This window comes from Spirillospora albida (assembly GCF_000718255.1).
In the GTDB taxonomy this organism is placed as follows: Bacteria; Actinomycetota; Actinomycetes; order Streptosporangiales; family Streptosporangiaceae; genus Spirillospora; species Spirillospora albida.
Genome location: NZ_JOFJ01000006.1, coordinates 70,342 through 89,969, shown reverse-complemented (window position 1 = coordinate 89,969; position 19,628 = coordinate 70,342). Strand labels below are relative to the sequence as shown.

The following is a 19,628-nucleotide window of genomic DNA, read 5'->3' as shown; positions in this document are numbered from 1 at the left end:
ACGAACCCCCGCGAGTTCCCCCATGCGGGGGGTTAGCCGCGAGGGCGATCGGGCAAGGGTGGTCCAGGAACGGGCGATGAACCAGGGCGGCACCCCGCCGCGTCCCCGCGTCCGGGCCGCCGTCGGCGGACCCGGCCCGCGATAGGGTCGCGGTGGGCGCGACATGATCTTCGCCGGTCACGGACGAGGTGGCCGTACGGGGCGAGCGGGCGGTCGCGCCGCGCGACGCACGTCGCCGAGAGAACACCACAGGGCCACACGAGTGTCACACAGCGGTTCGAGAGGAGCCTGGCGTTCCGTGAGCAGGGACATCAGCACGTTTGAATGGTCCGATCTGGACCGGCGGGCAGTGGACGTCGTCCGCGCCCTGGCCATGGACGCGGTCGAGGAGGCGGGGTCCGGTCACCCGGGCACGGCGATGAGCCTCGCGCCCGCCGCCTACCTTCTCTTCCAGCGGTTCCTGAAGCACGACCCGACGGACCCCGAGTGGGCGGGCCGGGACAGGTTCGTCCTCTCCTGCGGGCACTCCAGCCTCACCCTCTACATCCAGCTGTACCTGTCGGGCTACCCGCTGACGCTGGACGAGCTGAAGGCGCTGCGCAAGTGGGGCAGCCTGACGCCGGGCCACCCGGAGTTCGGGCACACCGCGGGCGTGGAGACGACGACGGGGCCGCTCGGGCAGGGCATCGCGAACGCGGTGGGGATGGCGATGGCCGCCCGCCGCGAGCGGGGCCTGTTCGACCCGGACGCCCCGGCGGGCGAGTCGCCGTTCGACCACACGATCTGGGCGTTCGCGTCCGACGGCGACATCCAGGAGGGCATCAGCCACGAGGCGAGCGCCCTCGCGGGCCACCAGCGGCTCGGGAACCTGATCCTGATGTGGGACGACAACCACATCTCCATCGAGGACGACACCGCGATCGCGCTGTCGGAGGACGTCCGCGCCCGGTACGCCGCGTACGGGTGGGACGTCCACTACGTCGACTGGACCGAGAACGGCGACTACGAGGAGAACGTCGGGCGCCTGGCGGAGGCGTTCGCCGCGGCCAAGGCCGAGACGTCCCGGCCGTCGTTCATCGCGCTCCGCACGATCATCGGCTGGCCGGCGCCGAACAAGAAGAACACCGGCAAGATCCACGGTTCGGCGCTGGGCGCCGACGAGGTCGCGGCGACCAAGCGGATCCTCGGGCTCGACCCGGCGGAGACGTTCCAGGTGCCGGCGGACGTCCTGCAGCACGTCCGCGGGGTCTCCGAGCGGGGCCGCGCGCGGCGCGCCGAGTGGAACGAGGCGTTCGCGGCGTGGCGCGAGGCGAACCCGGAGCGGGCCGCCGCGTTCGACCGGATCGCGCAGCGGAAACTGCCGGACGGCTGGGCCGGGAGCCTGCCGGCCTTCGAGCCGGGCAAGGACATCGCGACGCGCGCCGCGTCCGGGGAGGTCCTCACCGCGCTCGCGCCGGTGCTTCCGGAGCTGTGGGGCGGGTCGGCCGACCTCGCCGAGAGCAACAACACGACGATGAAGGGCGAGCCGTCCTTCATCCCCGAGGAGTTCCAGACCAAGGAGTTCCCGGGCCACCGCTACGGACGGACGCTGCACTTCGGCGTCCGCGAGCACGCGATGGGCGCGATCTGCAACGGCATCGCGCTGCACGGCGGCACCCGCCCGTACGGCGGCACGTTCCTGATCTTCAGCGACTACATGCGCCCGGCGGTGCGGCTGGCCGCGCTGATGAAGCTGCCGGTGACGTTCGTGTGGACGCACGACTCGATCGGCCTCGGCGAGGACGGCCCGACCCACCAGCCGGTCGAGCACCTGTGGTCGCTGCGCGCGATCCCGGGCCTGGACGTGGTCCGCCCGGCGGACGCGAACGAGACCGCGGTGGCGTGGCGGACGATCCTGGAGCACGGTGACCGTCCGGCGGGCATCGCGCTGACCCGGCAGAAGGTGCCGACGCTGGAGCGGGGCGGCGAGTACGCCCCGGCCGACGGCGTCGCGAAGGGCGGCTACGTGCTGGCGGAGGCCGAGGGCGGCCGGCCCGAGGTGATCCTCATCGCGACCGGCAGCGAGGTCGGGCCGGCGCTCGAGGCGCGCGCGGCGCTCCAGGCGCAGGGCACCCCCACGCGCGTGGTGTCGATGCCGTGCGTGGAGTGGTTCGAGGCGCAGACCGACGCCTACAAGCAGGAGGTCCTGCCCCCCGGCGTGAAGGCGCGGGTGTCGGTCGAGGCGGGCGTGGCGCTCGGCTGGCGCACCTACGTCGGCGACGCGGGCGAGTCGGTGAGCCTGGAGCACTTCGGGGCCTCCGCCGACTACAAGACGCTGTTCGAGCAGTTCGGCCTCACGGCCGAGCGGGTCGTCGCGGCGGCCAAGGCGAGCCTGATCCGGGCCTGCGTGCCCGGCGCCGGGCGGGGCGAGACCACCGGGAACTGAGCCCCCGGCCGGGGCCGTCCGTTCCCTCGGAGGGCCCCGGCCTCCCGCCGGTCCCGAACTCGACGACGAGGAGGAATGTGATGAGTGAGAACCTGAGGCGGCTCTCGGACGAGGGCGTGTCGATCTGGCTCGACGACATCAGCCGGGACCGGCTGCGGACGGGCGACCTGGCGCGGCTCGTCCGGGACATGCACGTGGTGGGCGTCACGTCCAACCCGACGATCTTCTCGAAGGCGCTGGGCCAGGGGGACGCCTACGACGAGCAGGTGCACGAGCTGGCGATCATGGAGGTGGGCGTCGACGAGGCGGCCCGCGCGATCACCACCTACGACATCCGGTGGGGCTGTGACGTCCTGCGCCCGGTCTTCGACCGGACGGAGGGCCAGGACGGCCGCGTGTCGCTCGAGGTCGACCCCCGGCTGGCCCGCGACACGGAGAAGACGGTCGCCGAGGCGAAGATGCTGTCCTGGATGGTGGACCGGCCGAACCTGTTCATCAAGATCCCGGCGACCGAGGAGGGCCTGCCCGCGATCACCGCGACGCTGGCGAACGGCATCAGCGTGAACGTGACGCTGATCTTCTCGCTGGAGCGCTACGGCAAGGTCATCGACGCGTTCTTCGCGGGCCTGGAGCAGGCGCGCGAGAACGGCCACGACCCGTCGAAGATCGCGTCGGTGGCGTCGTTCTTCGTCAGCCGGGTGGACACCGAGATCGACAAGCGGCTAGACAAGATCGGGTCGGAGGCGGCCAAGGGGCTGCGGTCCAAGGCGGGCGTCGCCAACGCGCGCCTGGCCTACGCGCTGTACGAGGAGAAGTTCGCCTCGGACCGGTGGAAGGCGCTGAAGGACGCGGGCGCCCGCGTGCAGCGCCCCCTGTGGGCGTCGACCGGCGTGAAGGACCCCGACCTCCCCGACACCCTGTACGTGGACGAGCTGGTCGCCCCCAACACGGTGAACACGATGCCGGAGGCGACGCTGACGGCGTCCGCCGAGCACGGGAAGGTGCGCGGCGACACCGTCCGCGGCTCCTACGACGGCGCCCGCGCCCACATGGCGGCGCTGAAGGACGCCGGCGTCGACTACGACGACGTGGTCCGGGTGCTGGAGGAGGAGGGCGTCGAGAAGTTCGAGGCGTCCTGGAACGAGATGCTCGGCACGATCCAGGAGGAGCTGGAGCGGAAGGCCCGCGCGTGACGTCGGTGGTGACCGCCGGGGGGATCTCGGTCACCGTCCGGGGCCCGGCCGTCGGCGAGGGCGAGGCCGTCCTGGACCGCCTCGTCTCCGACGGCGTCCCGGGCGCGCTGGCGTCCGGCAAGGCGAACCTGTGGGGCCCGGACGCGGCCCCGCTCGCCGCCCGCCGGCTGGGCTGGCTCGGCCTGCCCGAGCTCGCCCGGTCGCTGCCGGCCCGGATCGCGGGGATCGCCGCCGCGCTCCGGGACGCGGGCGCCACCCGCACCGTGCTCATCGGGACGGGCGGCCCGGCGCTCGCCGCCGAGGCGATCGCCCGGACGGCGGGCGCGGACCTGACCGTCCTGGACACCACCGACCCCCACGAGGCGGCGCGCGCCTTCGCCGACGCCGCCCGCACGGCCGTGGTGGTGACGGACGCCACCGCGGAGTCCGACGCGCTCCGCCGCGTCGCGGAGGCGGCGTTCCGGGCCGCGGGGGTGGAAGGCGACGATCTCGCGCGGCGGTTCGTCGTCGTCGCGGACGCGGGCTCGCCGCACGGCCGGGCGGCGCGGGACGCAGGCCATCCGACGGTCCAGGCCGACCTCGACGTGGACGGCCGCTTCGGCGCGCTCGCGGCGCGGGCGCTCGTGCCCGCCGCACTGGCGGGGGTCGACGTGGGGGCGCTCGCGGAGAACGCGGCCCGCCTGTCCCCCGCGCTGCGGCAGCCCTACGACAATCCGGCGCTGGCGTTCGGCGCGGCGCTGGGCGCGGCGGTCCTCGCCGGGCGCGACAAGCTCGTCATCGCCGATCAGGGGTCCGGCCTCGCGGGATTCGCGGGGTGGGCGGAACAGCTGCTCGCCGGGGCACTCGGCAGGGACGGGCGGGGCGTCCTCCCGGTCGTGGTGGAGGGCACCGGCGCGCCCGGGTTCGAGCCGACGGACGAGATGCGCCGGGTGGTGCTCGGCTGCCGCCCGGACGAAGCGGGCCCCGCCCGCGAGGCGGGCATCAACGTCGCGGGCCCGCTCGGCGCGCAGTTCCTGCTGTGGCAGTTCGCGGCGGCGGTGGCGGCCCGGGTGATCGGCGTCGACCCGTTCGCGGAGCCGGACGACCCGCCGCGCGACTCCGGCGTTGACCTGGACGGGCACGCCGCGCTGGTGTCCGGCCCGGTGGAGATCCACGCCTCCGAGGAGCTCCTCGGAGGGGCGGAGACGCTCACGGAGGCGCTGGAGGCGGTGCTCGAGGCCGTCCCGGAGCACGGGTACCTGGCCGTCCTCGCCGACCTGGACCGGCACGGCGACGCGGAGGCCGCCGGGCTGCGCCCGCTGCTGGCCGCCCGGGGGGCGAAGGTCCGCCGGCGGCCGGCGCCGGTCACGTTCGGCTGGGCGACCCGCGTCCGGCACGGCACGGCACGGTACCACCGGTCCGGCCCGCCCAATGGGGTGTTCCTGCAGATCACCGGGGCCGTCACCGCCGACCTGCCGGTCCCCGGGCGGCCCTACACGCTGGGCGGGCTGCAGCGCTCCCTGGCCGCCGCCGACGTCCGCGCCCTGGACGGCCCGGTGTGCCGCCTCCATCTGACGGACCGCGCGGCGGGCCTCGCCCACCTGCGCGCCGCCCTCACCTGAGCGGTCCGGCCCCGGCGCCCGCCGGGCACGATCGGGCAACGCTCGCGAAAGATCATAGGAGAAGGTCGCGGATGCCCGTTCTCTCCTGGAACGATAGGGGGCACAGGAGGAAACGGTGTCCGGATTCGACGTACTGACGCGCGGCGACGTGCTCGACTCGGCGCTGCAGGCGAGGGACTACCTCGTCGGCTGCGGCGTGCCCGGTTCGCTCGCCGCCAAGGACCCCAAGCTGTGGGGGCGGCGCGCGGTGGACCAGAGCCGGCTCGGCTGGCTCGACCTGCCGTTCGCCTCCCGCGGCCTGCTCGACCAGGTCGACGGGCTGGTCGCCGAGGCGCGCTACTCGGGCCTCGACCACATCGTGCTGATCGGCGTCGGCGCGGAGGGCCTCGCCGCCCAGGCGATCGTGGAGGCGCACGCGCACGCCCCGGCGCTCGCCGGTCAGGCGGCGCCCGAGCGCCCCACCGGCGAGCTGACCGTCCTGGACGGCGGCGACACCGCCGCGCTCGCGTTCGCGCTGGAGCGGCTCGACCGGACGCTCGTCGTGATCGCCAGCAAGGCGGGCGTGTCGCTGGAGGGCGACGCCTACCGGCGGATCTTCGCCGACGCGTTCCGCCGGCGCGGCATGTCCGAGCGGGAGATCGCGGGCCGGTTCATGGTCATCACCGACCACGGCAGCCCGCTGCACGACTTCGCCCGGCAGAGCGGGTACCGGATCGGGCTGACCGACCCGTACCTGCCGGGGCATTTCGGCGCGCTGTCGGCGTACGGGCTGGTCCCGGCGGTGCTGGCGGGCGCGGACGCGGGCCGGCTGCTGGACGAGGCGGCGTCGCTGGTGCCGTCCCTGGCGCGCGAGGAGGATAATCCCGGCCTGCTGCTCGGGGCGATCCTCGGCGGCTGCGCGCAGGAGGGCGCGGACGGCGTCGTCCGGGACAAGATCGTCCTGCGCGAGCCGGGCGGCGCGGGTGCGCTGAGCGCCTGGATCGCGCAGCTGCTCGCGGTCGGCACCGGCAAGCGCGGCCGGGGCGTGCTGGCGTGCGAGCCGCCCGGCGTGCCGGGCTCGCACCCCGACGTGCACGGCATCACGATCAACCCGCGGTCGGCGGCGTCGGAGGAGGCCGACACCTCGGTGTGGGCGCCGCTCGGCGCGCAGTTCCTGCTGTGGGAGTACGCGACGGCGGTCGCGGGCTGGCTGCTCGGGGTGAACCCGTTCGAGGCGGGCAGCACGGTCGTGCAGGACGCGGAGGACGACGCGGCGACGCTGCTGCGCGCCGCGGGCGACGGCCCCCTGCACGGCGGGCCGCCGGCGTACGTCGAGGACGGCGTCGAGGTGCACGCGGACTTCCCGTGGCCCGACGGCGCCGATCTGGTCACCGTGCTGGGCGGGCTGGTGGCGTCGGTGCCGTCCGACGGCTACCTGTCGGTCGTGACGTACCTGTCGGGCGACTTCTCGGGCCGGTACCTGGCGCCGTCGCTGGCGCGCGCGGCGGGGCGCCCCGTCGTGTACGGGACGGGCCCGGGATACCCGCACGCGACCGCGCCCCTGCACAAGGACGGGCCCGGCAACGGCGCGTTCCTCATCATCACCGGGGAGCCCGCCGAGAGCGACGCGCTCGCCGCGCACCCGGTGCCGGGCCGCCCCTACAGCCTGGCCCAGCTGCAGCTGGCGCGGGCGCTCGCCGAGGTCCGGTCGCTGCGGGGCCGGGGCCTGCCCGTGCTGCGGATGCACCTGCGCGACCCGGTGTCCGGCGCGGGGCACCTGACCGAGGCGGCGCGGGCCATCGCGGCGGCCCGGCGACCGAACCCGTGACCGGCTACACCTCGGTCGCCGCGGGGGCGACGGCCATCACGGCGCGCGGTCCGCTCAGGGACGCCGCCGAGCGGGTGCTGGGCCGGCTGTGGATCGACGAGGTCCCCGTCCGGCTCGCGTCGGAGGACACGGCGCTGTGGCTGTCGGCCGCGACCGCCGAGGTCGAGGACCGGGCGCTGTGCTGGCCCGCGCAGCCGGGCCCGGGGCGCGCCGTGCTGGAGCGGGCCGCCGAACTGCGCGCACGGGCGCTGGAGGCGGGCCTGACCGAGGTCGTCCTGCTCGGCGGCGGCGTCCCCGCCCTCGCCGCGCAGGCGATCGTCCGCAACGCGGAGGCCCTGACCGGCGGCGAGGCCAAGCCCGGCGAGACCGGCGCCCCCGCCGACGAGGACGACCCCGCCGGCCGGGACCCCGAACCGCTCAGGCTGACGGTCCTGGACGGGCCGGAGCCGGGGCCGGTCCTGCGGCTCGCCGACGATCCGGAGCGGCTCGGCCGGACCCTCATCGTGGTCACCGGGGACGATCCCGGCACCGAGGCGCTCCAGCAGGTGTTCCTGCGGCTGCTCGCCGAGGCCGGGCTGTCCGCCGCGGAGGTCGCGGAGCGGTTCGTGACCGTCGCGGAGCCGGGGTCGGCGGCCGCTCGGCGGGCGGCGGAGGCGGGGCACGCGCTGGTCGAGGCGCCCGCGCCGACGGTGTTCGGGGCGCTGTCCCCGTACGCGCTGGTCCCCGCGGTCCTCGCGGGGGCGGACGGGGCGGCGCTGCTGGACGAGGCGACCACCGCCCTGCCCGCGCTGACCAGGCCGGAGAACAATCCCGGCCTGGTGCTCGGCGCCATCCTCGGTGGCGCGGCGCGCGCCGGCCGCGGGACGGTCGTGCTCGGCGGGTACGCGGCCGCCCGGCCGGGCCTCGCCGCGTGGATCGCCGCGCTGCTCGGCGGCGCCACCGGCGGGCGGCTCACCCCGATCGTGCAGGACGGCGGGTACACCGTCCTGCCCGGCCCGGACCTGTTCCTCGTCACCCTCGACGGCCGTCCCCACCAGGACGACGCGACGGTGTCCGGCCCGCCCGCGGCGCAGTTCGTCGTGTGGGAGTACGCCGCCGCCGTCGCCGCCTACCTGCTGGACGCCGATCCGCTCGCGTCCGCCGCCCCGGCTCCGCTGGCCCTGGACGACGGGGCGGGCGATCCGCTGTTCACCGACGGGGAGCCGGGGCGCGCGATCGAGGCGTACGGCACCGACCCGGCGTTCACCGCCGCGTCCGGCCTGGAGCCGCTGCTGGACGCGCTGGCCGGCCGGGTCGGCCCGGACGAGCACCTCGCCGTCCTCGTCTACCTGGATCCCGACCGGGAGCACGGCGACGGCGCGCGGGTGAGGCGACTGGCGGCGGTGCTGGCGGCCCGGTGCGCCCGGCCCGTGACCGTCGGCTGGGGGCACCGTGATCCGGCGATCGGGCACGATCTTCGTGAGCGCGGCGTATATCTGGTGGTGACCGGGAACGTCGTCCGGGATGTGCCGGTTCCCGGCCGCCACCACCGGCTGGGGATGCTCCAGCTCGCACGGGCGCTCGGCGACGCCCGCGCGGCGCGGGCACTGGGCCGGCCGGTGGCCCGGCTGCACCTGCAGGATCGCCGGGCGGGCCTCGAGCGCCTGCTCGACGCCGCCCGCGGCGGCTGACCCGCCCGCGGCGGCGCATGAGCGCGCCGTCCACGGGGACACGTACTCATCGGCGAGCGAAGGGCAACAGTGCGAGAAGAGGGGACCGTCACGTGACCAACACAGCCAACCCGCTCCGGGATCCGCGGGACAAGCGCCTGCCCCGGGTGGCCGGGCCGTGCGTGCTCGTGCTGTTCGGGGTCACCGGGGACCTGTCCCGCAAGAAGCTCCTCCCCGCGATCTACGACCTGTCGAACCGCGGGCTGCTGCCGCCGGGCTTCTCGCTGATCGGCTTCGCCCGCCGCGACTGGGAGAGCGAGGACTTCAAGCAGATCGCGTACGAGTCGGTGAAGGCGCACGCCCGCACGCCGTTCCGCGAGGACGTCTGGGAGCACCTGTCGGAGGGGATGCACTTCGTCCCGGGCGAGTTCTCCGACCCGGGGGCGTTCGAGGCGCTCGCGATGGCGGTGAAGGAGCTGGACGCCGTCCGCGGGACGGGCGGCAACTACGCGTTCTACCTGTCGATCCCGCCCCGGTTCTTCCCGCAGGTCGTCGAGCAGCTGCAGCGCTGCGGGCTGGCCGAGCGGCAGGACGAGAGGCAGTGGCGGCGGGTCGTCATCGAGAAGCCGTTCGGCAGCGACCTGAAGACGGCGAAGGAGCTGAACGCCACCGTCCACCGCGTCTTCCCCGAGGAGTCGATCTTCCGGATCGACCACTACCTCGGCAAGGAGACGGTGCAGAACATCCTGGCGCTGCGGTTCGCGAACACGATGTACGAGCCGATCTGGAACCGGTCGTACGTCGACCACGTGCAGATCACGATGGCGGAGGACATCGGCATCGGCGGCCGGGCCGGCTACTACGACGGCATCGGCGCCGCCCGCGACGTCATCCAGAACCACCTGCTGCAGCTGCTGGCGCTGATCGCGATGGAGGAGCCGACGTCGTTCAGCGCGGAGGCGGTCCGCGCGGAGAAGGCGAAGATCCTGTCGTCGGTGCGGGTGCCCGGCGACCTCGCGGCGTCGGTGGCCCGGGGCCAGTACGCGGCGGGCTGGCAGGGCGGCGTGAGCGTGCGCGGCTACCTCGACGAGGAGGGCATCCCCGCCGACTCCCGCACCGAGACCTACGCGGCGATCAAGCTGGAGATCGACAACCGCCGGTGGGCGGGCGTCCCGTTCTACCTGCGCGCCGGGAAGCGGCTCAGCCGCCGGGTGACGGAGGTGGCGATGGTGTTCCAGCAGGCGCCGCACCTGCCGTTCTCGCAGACCGACACCGAGGAGCTGGGGCAGAACGCCCTGGTGATGCGGGTCCAGCCGGACGAGGGCATCACGGTCCGGTTCGGCTCGAAGGTGCCGGGCACGTCGATGGAGATCCGCGACGTCAACATGGACTTCGCGTACGGCGAGTCGTTCACCGAGTCGTCCCCGGAGGCGTACGAGCGGCTGCTGCTGGACGTCCTGATCGGCGACCCGCCGCTGTTCCCCCGGCAGGAGGAGGTCGAGCTGTCCTGGCGGATCCTCGACCCGATCACCGAGTTCTGGGCGGGCCAGGAGGGCGTCGACCAGTACAAGTCCGGCGGTTACGGGCCCGACAGCGCCGACGAGCTGATGGCGCGCGACGGCCGTGTTTGGAGGCGGCTCTAGATGAACATCGATCTGACCGGAACCAGCACCCGCCGGATCCAGGAGGCGCTGACGCAGGCGCGGCACCTGATGGGCGGTCCCGCGGTCGGGATGGTGCTCACCCTGATCATCGTGACGGACGAGTCGGCGCAGTACGACGCGGTCCGGGCCGCGACGGAGGCGGCGCGCGAGCATCCCTGCCGCGTGCTCACCGTGATCTCCCGGGATCCGCGCGGCGGCTCGTCCCGGCTGGACGCCGAGATCCGGATGGGCGAGACCGGGCCCGGCGAGACGGTGCTGCTGCGCATGTACGGGCCGCTCGCCGAGCACTCCGACTCGGTGATCGTCCCGCTGCTGATGCCGGACACCCCCGTCGTGACGTGGTGGCCGGGCGGGAACGTGCCGTCCGCGCCGTCGAGGTCGCCGCTGGGCGCGCTCGCGCAGCGGCGGGTCACCGACGCCTACGCGGCCGGCGACCGGCTCGGCACCCTGGCGCGGCTCGCGGAGGGCTACCGGCCCGGGGACACCGACTTCACCTGGACGCGGCTGACGTCGTGGCGGTCGCTGCTGGCGGCGTCCCTCGACCAGGACTACGACGAGATCGTCTCCGGGGAGGTCAGCGCGGAACCGGACAGCCCGTCGGCGGAGCTGCTCGCCGCGTGGCTGTCGATCCGGCTGGGCGTCCCGATGGACCGGACCGTGTCGGGCGGTCCGGGCATCACCGGCGTCCGGCTGCGGACGACCGGCGGCGACATCGCGGTGTCCCGCCCGGACGGCCGGACCGCGACCCTGTCGCGTCCCGGGCAGCCCGACCGGCAGGTGTCGCTGATGCGCCGGCCGCTCGCCGAGCTGCTCGCCGAGGAGCTGCGGCGGCTCGATCCGGACGAGGTCTACCAGGAGGCCGCGGCCCGGTTCGCGAAGGACCTGGCCGGCGGGGCGAGCGACGAGGGCGTCGCGGAGGCGCCGGTGTCGGCGTCCGCCGGCGCCGCGACGTCGCCCGCGGCGAAGGCGGCCGCCAAGGGCCGCTCGGGCGGGCGGTCCGGCAAGCGGCCGGACCGCGGGACGGAGGCGGGATGACACCCCCCGCGGTGGTGATCCACCGGGATCAGGACGTGCTCGCCAAGGCGGTCGCGGCGCGGCTCCTCACGCGGATCGTGGACGTGCAGGCCGCGCGCGGATCGGCCTCGGTGGTGCTGACCGGCGGCGGGATGGGCACGGCCGTGCTGGCCGCGCTCGCCGCGACCGGGGCGCGGGACGCGATCGACTGGCGCCGCCTGGACCTGTGGTGGGGCGACGAGCGGTTCCTGCCGTCCGGCGACACCGGCCGCAACGAGACCGGTGCCCGGGAGGCGCTTCTCGACCACGTGCCGGTCGATCCGGCGCGGGTGCATCCGATGCCGTCGCCGGACGGCCCGGACGGCGACGACCCGGAGGCGGCCGCCGCCCGGTACGCCGAGGAGCTGCGGGCCGCGGCCCGGCCGGAGGACCACGGCCCGGTGCCGTCGTTCGACGTGCTGATGCTGGGGGTCGGCCCGGACGCGCACGTGGCGTCGCTGTTCCCGGAGATGCCGGCGCTGTACGACGAGCGTCCGGTCGTCGCGGTGCGGGGGGCGCCGAAGCCGCCGCCGACCCGGATCACGCTGACGCTGCCCGCGCTGAACGCGGCGCGGGAGGTGTGGCTCCTCGCGGCCGGGGAGGCGAAGGCGAAGGCGGTCCGGCTGGGGCTGTCGGAGGCCGGGCCGGTGCAGGTGCCGGTCGCGGGGGCGCGGGGGCGGCAGCGGACGCTGCTGCTGCTGGACCGCGCGGCCGCGTCCGAGCTCCCGCCGGGCATCGAGCGGATCGCCTCGCCCTGACAGCGCCGGTTAAGTCCCTCGAAATCGCGCATAACTCATTGAATGGTCGTGCGTCGGTTTGGGGGGATCGGCATGAACGAGCACATGGCCGTGCGGGCGGGCGTCGTGGTCACCATGACCGCGGCGCTCGCGTCGTCGGGGAGCGTGTCCGCCCTCGCCGCCCGGGACACCGGACCGGGTGACGCGCGCGCGTCCCGGCCGGGGGCGGCGGCCGGGAGCGCGGAGCCCGCGGCGGCGCGGCAGCGCGCGGACCGGGTCTGGCTGCGGATGTCGCCGCTGGAGGACGAGCGGGTCGGGGTCGGGATGCCCGTCCAGGTGTTCTTCTCCAGGGCGATCGGCAGCGCGTGGGGGAAGCGGACGGTGGAGCGCCGCCTGACCGTGCGGATGTCGAGGCCGGTCTGGGGCGCCTGGCACTGGATCAGCGACCGGGAGGTCGACTTCCGGCCGCGGCGGTACTGGCCCGTCGGCCAGCGGGTGCAGGTGTTCGCCGACCTGAAGGGCGTCCGGATCGGGAAGGGCCTGTACGGGGCGCACGACCGCGTCCTGAACTTCAGGGTCGGCCAGCGGCACGTCACCCGCATCCGGGACAGGACCCTGCGGGCCGTCGTGCGCAAGAACGGCCGGGTGATCCGCAGCATGCCGGTGAGCCTCGGCAAGCGGGGGTTCCGCACCTGGTCCGGCACCATGATCGCGCAGGAGAAGCGCGCCAAGATGATCATGGACTCGGACACCATCGGGCTGCCCGGCGAGTACCGCGTGACCACCCGCTGGAACGTCCGGATCACCTACAGCGGCACGTTCGTGCACTCCGCGCCGTGGTCGGTGGACGACCAGGGCGACCGCAACGTCAGCCACGGCTGCGTCAACCTGTCCCCGTCCAACGCCTACTGGTTCTACCGGTTCACCAACCGGGGCGACATCATCCGGGTGTCCGGAACGGGCCGCACCCTGACGTTCGGCAACGGCCCGACGCCGTGGGTGCTCTCCTGGGACCGGTGGAAGCTCGGCAGCGCCTTCGACAGGGGCGTCAAGGGGCGCCCGCTCTGGTGATCCCGGCACGGGTGCCACACTGGGGGCCATGCACAAGATCTCCTTGGACGCCCGGGTGAAGGACCATCTCCAGCGCGCCGCCGCGGCCTCGACGGGGCGCAGCTCCGACACCGTGTACGGCGGGCACGAGCAGGTCCTCCGGCACACCCTGATCGCGCTGACCGCCGGGACCTCGCTCGCCGAGCACGAGAGCCCCGGCGAGGCGACCCTGCACGTCCTGCGCGGGCGGGTGCGGCTCACCGCGGGCGACGACGCGTGGGACGGCATCGCCGGCGACATGATCATCATTCCGCCGCGCCGGCACGCCGTCGAGGCGCTGGAGGACTCCGCCCTCCTGCTCACCGTCGCCAAGACCGGTTGACGGCACCCGCGGCACGGCGCCGCGCGGCGTACGGTGGTGCCGTGCACCTGTCGCGATCATGGCGTGACCGGCTCCGGTCCGCCGCGGTCCTCGCCGCCGCGGCGGCCCTGGGGCTGGCCCTGCTCCATGCCTCGCTCAGCGACGGCGACGACGTCCACGTCCCCCGCGACCTCGCGATCGGCGCCGCGAGCTTGATCGCGCTGGGGCTGCTGCGCCACCGGTACCCGGTCGGCCTCGCCTTCGCGATGACGGCGGCGCAGATGTTCTCCGCGAGCGCGCTCGGATGCTCGGCCGTCGCGCTGTTCTCGCTGGCCGTCCACCGGCCCTGGCGGACGGCGCTGCCGGTCGCCGCCGGAGCCTTCGGCGTGCTCGCCGTGGTCTGGGGGGTCGCGCCGATCCCGGACGACGAGTACCGCGAGGCCCTCCTGGTGTTCGGCCTGCTGTACGGGATCGTCGTCTCGACGGGCATGCTCGTGCGGTCGCGGCGGCAGCTGCTGGCGTCGATGGACGAGCGCGCGCGGGCCGCCGAGGAGGAGCAGCGGCTGCGCGTCGAGGAGGCCCGGCTCCTGGAGCGGGAGCGGATCGCCCGCGAGATGCACGACGTCCTCGCGCACCGGATCTCGCTGCTCGCCGTGCACGCGGGCGCGCTGGAGTTCCACCCGGACGCGCCCGCCGGGCAGCGGGAGGCCGCCGGGGTCATCCGGAGCTGCGCGTACGAGGCGATGGAGGACCTGCGCGAGGTCGTCCGCGTCCTGCGCGACGACTCCCCCGGCGCCGACCGGGACCGGCCGCAGCCCGCCCTCACCGACGTCCCCGCCCTTCTCGACGAGTCGCGCCGCGCGGGGCTGCGCGTCACGCTGGACGACCGCGTCCCCGATCCCGGCGCGATCCCCGCGCGGATCGGGCGGCACGCCTACCGGATCGTCCAGGAGGGCCTGACGAACGCCCGCAAGCACGCGCCGGGCGCGCACGTCCGGGTCGCCCTGACCGCCCCAGGCGGGTCGTCCCTCGGCATCGAGATCGTCAATCCGCTGCCGCCCGGCCCGCCGCCGCTCCCGCTGCCCGGCGCGGGCGCCGGCCTGGTCGGCCTCGGCGAGCGCGTCGCGCTGCTCGGCGGGGCGCTGGAGCACGGCCGGACCGGCGACGGGCGCTTCCGCCTGCACGCCCGCCTCCCGCTCCCCTATGATCATGACGGGGACACGGCGCACGCCAAGGACGCATGGGCCGGCCCCGCAGAGGGCATGGGGGTGCACATGGCTGCTGATCCGTCCGCCAAACCCGTCCTGGAAGAGCTCGACCGGGCGGCGTGCCTGGCCCTCATCGCCCCCGGCGGCATCGGCCGGGTCGCGTTCGAGGACGGCGAGGGTCCCACCGTGATCCCCGTCAACTACACCGTCGAGAACGGGTCGGTGGTGTTCCGGACGTCCACGCACGCCCGGCTCAGCCGCACCCTGCTCACGGAGGTCGCGGGCGGCGGGCACGTCCGGGTCGCCTTCGAGGTCGACGAGATCGACCACGCCAGCGAGGAGGGCTGGAGCGTCCTGCTGCGCGGCGGCGCCCATCACCTGGCCCCGGACGAGCGTCCCGCCGCCGTCGAGCCGTGGCCCGGAGGCGAGCACGAGGAGTGGTTCCGGCTCCAGCCCAGCAGCGTCAGCGGCCGCCGTCTGCACCACTGAGGGCGATCCTCACTAGGCTGGGGGGATGGACGCCTCCCCCATCCGCGTGCTCATCGTGGACGACGACGCGCTGGTCCGCGCCGGGCTGACGATGATGCTCTCGGGCGCCGGGGACCTCGAGATCGTCGGGGACGTCGCCGACGGCGCCGAGGTGGTGCCCGCCGTGAACGCGCACCGGCCCGACGTCGTCCTGATGGACGTCCGGATGCCCCGGCTGGACGGCATCGCCGCGACCGAGCTGCTCCGCGCGCGCCGCGAGCCGCCCGAGATCATCATCCTGACCACGTTCGACACCGACGACCACATCGTGCGCGCGATGCGCGCCGGGGCGAGCGGCTTCCTGCTCAAGCACACCCCGCCGCAGGAGATCGTCCGCGCGATCCGGCAGGTCGCGGCGGGCGAGCCGATGCTGTCCCCGGCCGTGCTGCGCAAGATGATGGCCTACGTCGCCGACCGCACCGGGCCCGACCCGCGCCGCGAGCGCGCCCGCGCCCTGCTGGACCGGCTGTCGGACGGCGAGCGCGCCGTCGCCGCCCTCGTCGGGCGGGGCCGCACCAACGGCGAGATCGGCGCCGAGCTCGCCCTCAGCGTCGCGACCGTCAAGGCGTACGTGTCGCGCCTGCTGACCAAGCTGGAGCTGAACAACCGCGTCCAGATCGCGCTCCTCGTCCACGACGCGGCGCTCGGGGAGTAGCCGACCGGCCATCCCCGTTCCCGACTTAGGTCGCCGCGGCATGGCCGCCGGACGGATTCGGCGCGGCCCGTCCGCGGGCGACGCTGGACGCATGATCACAGTCGACCGCCTCACCAAGCGGTACGGGGACGTCACCGCCGTCGAGGACGTCTCGTTCCACTGCCCGCCCGGCACCGTCACCGGCTTCCTCGGCCCGAACGGCGCGGGCAAGTCCACCACCATGCGGATGATCTGCGGGCTGACGCCGCCGACGTCGGGGACCGCGACCGTGAAGGGAGTCCCCTACCGGCGCATCGCCAACCCGGGGCGGCACGTCGGGCTGCTGCTGGACGCCTCCGCGCAGCATCCGGGCCGCTCCGGCCGGGAGACCCTCGCCCTCACCGCGGCGGTCATCGGCACGGGGCGCGACCGCGTCCCGGAACTGCTCGACCAGGTCGGCCTCGCGGGCAGGCCCGCGCGGCGCCGCGTCCGGGGATACTCGCTCGGGATGCGTCAGCGGCTCGGCATCGCCCAGGCCCTCGTCGGGGACCCGGGCGTCCTGATCCTGGACGAGCCCGCCAACGGCCTCGACCCCGAGGGGATCCACTGGATGCGGGGGCTGCTGCGCGACTTCGCCGACCGGGGCGGCACCGTCCTGCTCTCCTCCCACCTGCTGCGCGAGGTCGAGGCCGTCGCCGACCGCCTCGTCGTCATCGTGCGGGGACGCGTCGCGGCGCAGGGCACGAAGGAGGCCCTGCTGTCGGCGGACGGCCGCACCTACGTCCGCGCGCTCGACCCCGCCGCGCTCGCCGCCGCGCTCGCCCCCCGGCCGTGCGAACCGCAGCCGGACGGCGCGTTCCTCGTCGCCGCCACCGCCGAGGAGGTCGGTCGCGCCGCCGCCTCCGCCGGAGCCGTCCTGCTGGAGCTGCGCCCGGCGGGCGGCGGCCTGGAAAAGCTGTTCCTGACCCTCACGTCCGCGCCCGCGCTGGAAGGGGCCTCCCGATGACCCTGCTCGAACCCGCCCGCCCGCCCCTGCCGCTGCTGGTCGTGGTGGAGCTGCGGAAGATGACCGACACCCGGTCCGGACGCTGGCTGCTCGCCCTCGTCGGGCTCAGCACGCTCGTGCTGCTGCCCGTCGTCCTCTACACGGTGCCGAAGCAGGATCAGACGATGACGGAGCTGTTCATCTCCTCGCAGGTGGGGACGCTGCTGCTGCCCCTCCTCGGCATCCTGTCGGTCACGGCCGAATGGTCGCAGCGAACGGCCATATCGACGTTCGCCCTCGTCCCCCAGCGCGGCCGCGTCCTGGCCGCGAAGCTCCTGGCGGGCGCGGCGCTCGGCGCGCTCTACGCCGTGATCGGGCTGGCCTCCGGGTATGCGGCCCGCGCCGCCGGGGCGCTCCTCGGACGCTCCGGCGGGGCCTGGACGCTGCCGCCCTCCCTCGTCGCGACCACCGTCCTGCACGCGGTACTGGTGGTGATGATCGGCGTGGCGTTCGGCGCGCTGCTGATGAACCCGGCGCTCGCCATCGTGCTGTACTTCCTGCTGCCCACCGTCTGGACGATCGCCGGACAGTCGATCAGGCGGCTGAAGGAGCCGGCGGCCTGGCTGGACACCAACCTGACCCTCAAAGCCCTCTTGGAGCACAACGTGACCACCGCCGAGTGGTCGCGCGTCGGGACGTCGCTCGTCCTCTGGCTGGCGCTGCCCCTGGCGGTGGGCGCCGTCCGGCTGGCGCGCCGCGAGGTGTCCTGACCTCAGGACTTGTCGCGGGCGTCCCGGATCATGTCGCGGACGCGGTCCATCACCGCCACGGCGGGCCCGGCCAGCATGTTCTTCGCCGCGCTCTCCGTGCCGGGGTGCGGGTGCGTGGGGGCGATCGCCTCCGCGGCCCGCACCGCCGCGGCGAGCCCCTTCAGCTGGGCCGCGTTGAACCGGTCGCCGAGCCGGTCGAACTCGTACCGCTCCTCGGCGCGGGCGTGGGTGAGCACCGCCATGCGCAGTTCATCCAGCTTGGGGAGGAACGCGGGGTCGGCCGTGTCCATGCCGTCGAGTTCGGAGAGCATCTCCTTCGCCCGCCGCTCCTCCTCGAGACGGTCGTCAACGATGCCGTCGCCGCCGGGCAGGCTCCGCGCCATCGGGTGGACGATCTCCTCCTCGGCCGTCTCGTGCACGGCCAGCAGCCGCACCAGGTCGCGGAAGGCGTCCGTGCGCTCCTTCCCGTCCGACTTCGCGACCGCGTCGAACAGGTCCCTGATCCGGCCGTGCTGCGCGCGCAGCAGGTCGACGACGTCGTTCGCCTTCACCTTCTCGGGCGTGGTGGCGCTCATGGTGCTCCCCGTTTTCGTCCGGCTCTCCCGGTCCGTTACCCGCGACCGGCCGGAGTACGCCGGGGCGGACGGCATGTGCGGACACCGCCCTCATGGGTAGGGGGGATGCGCCGTGACCCGTCTCACCGGAAGGGGCCGACCTCGTGGCCTTCAACCCGCTCGAGCACCGTGGAATCCCGCTCGACGACCAGCTCCGCAACTGGAGCGAGCTCAACGTCGAGCCCATCGACCCGGACAACGCCGATCCCTACACCCGGTGCCGCATCATCGCGATGAACGGCATCGAGGTCGAGGCGATCATGTTCAGCCACAACTTCAACCGGGTCTGCCCCGACCCGGCGGTCAAGCAGCGCCTCGCCCGCGTCCGGTACATCGAGCAGCAGCAGCAGAAGGTCGTCAACTGGCTGCTGCCGGGCCAGTCGTCCGTCCTGGAGACCACCATCGCCTACGAGCAGGTCGCCGTGGACCTCACCGGCTGGGTCGCGCGCATGGAACCCGACCCCTACCTCAAGCAGGCGTACCAGTTCGGGCTGCTGGAGGACTTCGACCACCTGTACCGGTACGCCAACCTGTACGAGATGATCGAGCACCGCAAGGCGGAGAAGATCGTCCAGGAGCTCACCGAGGTGACCCCCGGACGCCCGACGTACCTGCACCACCGCGACCCGATGGACAACGTCCGCGAGCCCTACGACCGCGCCACCGCGGCCCCGATCTCCAAACTGCACGCGCTGACGATCATGTCGGCCGAGCAGCAGACGATGAACTTCTACATGAACGTCGGCCCCATGTACATGGAGCCGATCGCCCGCCAGCTCTACCAGGAGATCGGGCTCATCGAGGAGGAGCACGTCACCCACTACGAGTCCCTCGTCGACCCCGGCGAGACCTGGTGGGAGCGGCTCGTCAACCACGAGTACAACGAGTGCTACCTGTACTACTCGTTCATGCAGACCGAGACCGACCCGCGCATCAAGGCGATCTGGGAGCTGCACCTCAACATGGAGCTGGAGCACCTCCAGATCGCCTGCGACCTGATGCGCAGCCACGACGGCCGCGACCCGGAGAGCATCCTCGCGCCCGCGCTCCCCGAGCCCGTCACGTTCGAGCCGAACAAGCGGCTCGTCCGGGAGCTGCTCGCCACCCAGATCGACTACACCACCCTGGGCACCGGATACGTGCAGGACATGCACGAGCGGTTCGAGGAGATGCAGGCCGAGATCAACGCCCAGCGCCCCGCCAGCGAGCGCGTCATCGACGAGCACCGCGACAAGTACGGCCAGGAGTACCGGCTCGAGACCGAGGGCCCGAACCCGGTCCCCCGCCTCCGCGAGAAGGCCGGCACCCGGTAGGGGCCCGCCGGTCCCGTCCGCGTGAAGGACGACTCC

General features: G+C 74.3%; 16 protein-coding genes. 15 read left to right on the top strand and 1 reads right to left on the bottom strand.

Features of this window, described 5'->3' with window-relative positions; all coding sequences use genetic code 11:
• Window positions 1-298 precede the first annotated feature (298 nt).
• The 14 genes from tkt (at window position 299) to IE99_RS0110595 (ending at window position 17,665) form a co-directional block, all read left to right on the top strand.
• Entirely contained in the window at window positions 299-2,425 is a 2,127-nt protein-coding gene (gene tkt / locus IE99_RS0110660; protein ID WP_030167565.1) for a transketolase, read from the top strand.
• An 80-nt stretch (window positions 2,426-2,505) separates the two neighbouring features.
• Window positions 2,506-3,618, top strand: a complete 1,113-nt coding sequence (gene tal, locus IE99_RS0110655; RefSeq protein ID WP_030167562.1) for a transaldolase — start codon at window positions 2,506-2,508, stop codon at window positions 3,616-3,618.
• Window positions 3,615-5,219 carry a glucose-6-phosphate isomerase gene (locus IE99_RS0110650; protein ID WP_030167559.1) on the top strand — a complete coding sequence of 535 codons (1,605 nt, stop codon included), beginning with the start codon at window positions 3,615-3,617 and terminating at the stop codon, window positions 5,217-5,219. Before tal ends, IE99_RS0110650 begins: the two co-directional genes overlap by 4 nt.
• 115 nt (window positions 5,220-5,334) lie before the next feature.
• Window positions 5,335-7,026: a phosphoheptose isomerase gene (locus IE99_RS0110645; protein WP_030167556.1), complete on the top strand. Its 1,692-nt coding sequence runs from the start codon at window positions 5,335-5,337 to the stop codon at window positions 7,024-7,026.
• The gene (locus tag IE99_RS0110640; RefSeq protein ID WP_051712373.1) at window positions 7,023-8,696 is read left to right on the top strand and encodes a hypothetical protein; all 1,674 of its coding nucleotides are present in this window, start codon (window positions 7,023-7,025) and stop codon (window positions 8,694-8,696) included. Before IE99_RS0110645 ends, IE99_RS0110640 begins: the two co-directional genes overlap by 4 nt.
• Window positions 8,697-8,788: 92 nt before the next feature.
• Window positions 8,789-10,318: a glucose-6-phosphate dehydrogenase gene (gene zwf / locus IE99_RS0110635; RefSeq protein ID WP_030167550.1), complete on the top strand. Its 1,530-nt coding sequence runs from the start codon at window positions 8,789-8,791 to the stop codon at window positions 10,316-10,318.
• The gene (locus IE99_RS0110630; RefSeq protein WP_051712372.1) at window positions 10,319-11,374 is read left to right on the top strand and encodes a glucose-6-phosphate dehydrogenase assembly protein OpcA; all 1,056 of its coding nucleotides are present in this window, start codon (window positions 10,319-10,321) and stop codon (window positions 11,372-11,374) included.
• A complete protein-coding gene (gene pgl / locus IE99_RS0110625; RefSeq protein ID WP_030167545.1) occupies window positions 11,371-12,150 on the top strand; it encodes a 6-phosphogluconolactonase in 780 nt (259 codons plus the stop codon). The genes IE99_RS0110630 and pgl overlap by 4 nt, the downstream gene beginning before the upstream one ends.
• 72 nt (window positions 12,151-12,222) lie before the next feature.
• The gene (locus tag IE99_RS0110620) at window positions 12,223-13,200 is read left to right on the top strand and encodes a L,D-transpeptidase (RefSeq protein ID WP_051712371.1); all 978 of its coding nucleotides are present in this window, start codon (window positions 12,223-12,225) and stop codon (window positions 13,198-13,200) included.
• A 28-nt stretch (window positions 13,201-13,228) separates the two neighbouring features.
• Complete coding sequence (locus tag IE99_RS0110615) at window positions 13,229-13,561, top strand: cupin domain-containing protein (RefSeq protein ID WP_030167539.1); 333 nt, start codon at window positions 13,229-13,231, stop codon at window positions 13,559-13,561.
• Window positions 13,562-13,602: 41 nt separating this feature from the next.
• A complete protein-coding gene (locus IE99_RS0110610; RefSeq protein WP_051712370.1) occupies window positions 13,603-15,237 on the top strand; it encodes a pyridoxamine 5'-phosphate oxidase family protein in 1,635 nt (544 codons plus the stop codon).
• A gap of 25 nt (window positions 15,238-15,262) precedes the next feature.
• Window positions 15,263-15,931 carry a response regulator transcription factor gene (locus tag IE99_RS0110605; protein ID WP_030167533.1) on the top strand — a complete coding sequence of 223 codons (669 nt, stop codon included), beginning with the start codon at window positions 15,263-15,265 and terminating at the stop codon, window positions 15,929-15,931.
• 91 nt (window positions 15,932-16,022) lie between these two features.
• Window positions 16,023-16,916, top strand: coding sequence for an ABC transporter ATP-binding protein (locus IE99_RS0110600; RefSeq protein WP_030167531.1), 894 nt, complete (start codon window positions 16,023-16,025; stop codon window positions 16,914-16,916).
• Entirely contained in the window at window positions 16,913-17,665 is a 753-nt protein-coding gene (locus IE99_RS0110595; protein WP_030167528.1) for an ABC transporter permease subunit, read from the top strand. The genes IE99_RS0110600 and IE99_RS0110595 overlap by 4 nt, the downstream gene beginning before the upstream one ends.
• A gap of 2 nt (window positions 17,666-17,667) precedes the next feature.
• Here IE99_RS0110595 and IE99_RS0110590 read toward each other — a convergent pair whose 3' ends face one another.
• Window positions 17,668-18,240, bottom strand: a complete 573-nt coding sequence (locus IE99_RS0110590) for a hemerythrin domain-containing protein (protein ID WP_030167525.1) — start codon at window positions 18,238-18,240, stop codon at window positions 17,668-17,670.
• Window positions 18,241-18,383: 143 nt separating this feature from the next.
• On the opposite strand from IE99_RS0110590, the gene IE99_RS0110585 reads away from it, so the two are divergent.
• Complete coding sequence (locus tag IE99_RS0110585; RefSeq protein ID WP_030167522.1) at window positions 18,384-19,592, top strand: hypothetical protein; 1,209 nt, start codon at window positions 18,384-18,386, stop codon at window positions 19,590-19,592.
• The last annotated feature ends 36 nt before the right edge of the window (window positions 19,593-19,628 follow it).